4 protein-coding genes are annotated in these 2216 nt (G+C 71.1%); all 4 read right to left on the reverse strand.

All coding sequences use genetic code 11. From position 1 onward, the window contains the following. On the reverse strand, positions 1–535 hold a 535-nt coding region (locus AC1D01_RS31140; RefSeq protein WP_477873341.1), incomplete at its 3' end, for a 16S rRNA (uracil(1498)-N(3))-methyltransferase. Positions 536–561: 26 nt separating this feature from the next. Further along, complete coding sequence (locus AC1D01_RS31145) at positions 562–1071, reverse strand: hypothetical protein (RefSeq protein ID WP_477873343.1); 510 nt, start codon at positions 1069–1071, stop codon at positions 562–564. A 40-nt stretch (positions 1072–1111) separates the two neighbouring features. Beyond that, a complete protein-coding gene (locus tag AC1D01_RS31150; protein WP_477873345.1) occupies positions 1112–1615 on the reverse strand; it encodes a hypothetical protein in 504 nt (167 codons plus the stop codon). Positions 1616–1734: 119 nt separating this feature from the next. Next, positions 1735–2216, reverse strand: a 482-nt coding sequence (locus tag AC1D01_RS31155; protein WP_477873347.1) for an AMP-binding enzyme, incomplete at its 5' end; no start/stop codon positions are given.

Consider the following 2216-nt stretch of genomic DNA (forward strand, 5'->3'; position numbering starts at 1 on the left):
GCGGCTCGGGCGTGCGCAGGCTCAGCACGAAGCGGCGGCCGCTTGCGGGCGGCAGGCCGCGCAGCCAGTCGGCGAGGCTGCGCACCGGCGCGATCAGCGGCACGCGGGTGCGCCCGCACTGCTCGCTGGCCGCGGCGGCGACTCCCTGCCAGTGCGCCTGCTTCTTGTCGGCGCGCTCGCCGCTCAGGCGCAGCACCGAGCGCTCGGTCATCAGGGGCTGGATCGCCGCGACGCCGAGCTCGGTCGCCTTCTCGACCAGCGCATCCATGCGCTCGTTGGCCGGCATGCCGAGCGCGAGCGTCACGTGGATCGCCAGTTCGCGGTCGATCGCCACGTGCGCCTGCGGCCGCACGCGCACCTCGCTGCGGCCCATCTGGACGACCTCGGCCTGCCACTCGCCGCCCTCGCCGTTGAACAGCGTCAGCGGATCGCCGGGCTGCAGGCGCAGCACCTGCACATGGCGCGCGGCACCGGGAGGAAGGCTGAGTTCGACGCCGGCCAGCATCGGCTCGGCCACATGGAAACGAGGAGGCATGGCCGAAGTGTGCCAGCCCTTCTGCCTCAGCCGTCCTGCTCGTCGAGACCGCGCCAGCGCCGTCGCCACGCCCGCCAGCGCGTCTTCAGCCGCCGCGCGCCGCGCCACGCGGCCGAGCGGCGCAGCGCGTCCATCACGCGCTGCTTCGTCACGCGCCACCACGTCAGCGCCCGCGCGAACCACGCGAAGCGCATCAGCTGCGACTCGGTCAGGATGAACAGCCGCCCGACGATCGCGGTGCCGAGCAGCTTGGCCACGACGATCACCGTGATGCCGAGCAGCGCATGGCCACGGTGGATGATCCACAGCGCGAGCAGCTTGATCGGGAACAGCGCAACCGCCGGCGCGAGGAACAGCAGCAGCGCGATGCGCGGCGGCGCGGCGCGCACCAGCGCCTCGAAGCGCGCGAGCGGCGGCCACTTGGCGAGCCGCGCGACGAAGGCCGTCAGCGGGCGCCAGCCCCACTCCTCGATGAACAGCACGAGCGCTGCCAGCACCAGCAGCACGCCGCGCAACAGCCGCCACGGCAGCCGCATCAACCTGCGCCACCAGGGGCGCGCCGGAGCTTGCGCCAGCTCAGCCGCCGTACAGAGCGCGACGCGCCTTGTGCGCCGCGGGCTCGCCCTTGCGCGAGCGGATCTGCTCGATCGTGCGGTCGGCCACGTCGCGCAGCTCCTCGATGGTGCTGGCCTTCTCGACCGCGAGCGTCAGCGTGAAGCCGCGCAGCCCGAGTTCGCTGGAGATCATCTGCGTCAGCGTGGACGTGAACTTCGCGTAGTCGAGCTCGCCGGGGTCGACCGGCGTGCCGACGCTGCTCGAAGCGGCCGCCGGCGCAGGGGCCGGCGCGGCAGCCGGCGGGCTGTTCAGGCGCGAACTGCCGCTGCCCGACACCTGCGCGATCAGGCCCAGGGTCTCGAGGGCCCGGAAGTCGTCGATCGTCACGCCGACCACGTTGGCCAGCAGCATCTCCTCGGACTTCGCACCGTCGATCAGCAGCAGCAGGTTGCGCTGCGCACGCTCCTTGACGAGCGCGCGCGTGGTCATCTCGATTCGTCCCGCGTCAGTTTTGGTCCAGATCACCAGAGCTCTCCCAGGGCGCGGCGCGGCCGGTCAGCCGCGGCCCGAATTTATCAGCATGGCGCCCTCGCCGGGGCACTCTTCCACTGCATCGTCAGGTCTTGTCTCTTAGCTCGTGCCTTTCAACTCTTGTCCCTCAACTCGCGCCGAAGGATCTTGCCCACCGGGCTCTTCGGCAGCTCGGTGCGGAACTCGACCACCTTCGGCCGCTTGTAGCCGGTCATGTTGGCCTCGCAGTACGCGCGCACCTCGGCCTCGGTCAGCGCCGGGTTCTTGCGCACGATCACCAGCTTCACCGCCTCGCCGGCCTTCGCGTCGGGCACGCCGATCGCGGCGCACTCGAGCACGCCCGGCATCTGCGTGACGACATCCTCGACCTCGTTCGGGTAGACGTTGAAGCCGCTGACCAGGATCATGTCCTTCTTGCGGTCGACGATCTTGAAGTAGCCGTTGCCGTCGACCGTGCCGATGTCGCCGGTGCGGAAGAAGCCGTCGGCCGTCATCACCTTCGCGGTCTCGTCGGGGCGCTGCCAGTAGCCGGCCATCACCTGCGGGCCGCGGATCGCGATCTCGCCCGGCGTGCCCAGCGGCACCTCGCGACCGT

It is taken from the genome of Rhizobacter sp. P3_B12, from assembly GCF_056402895.1.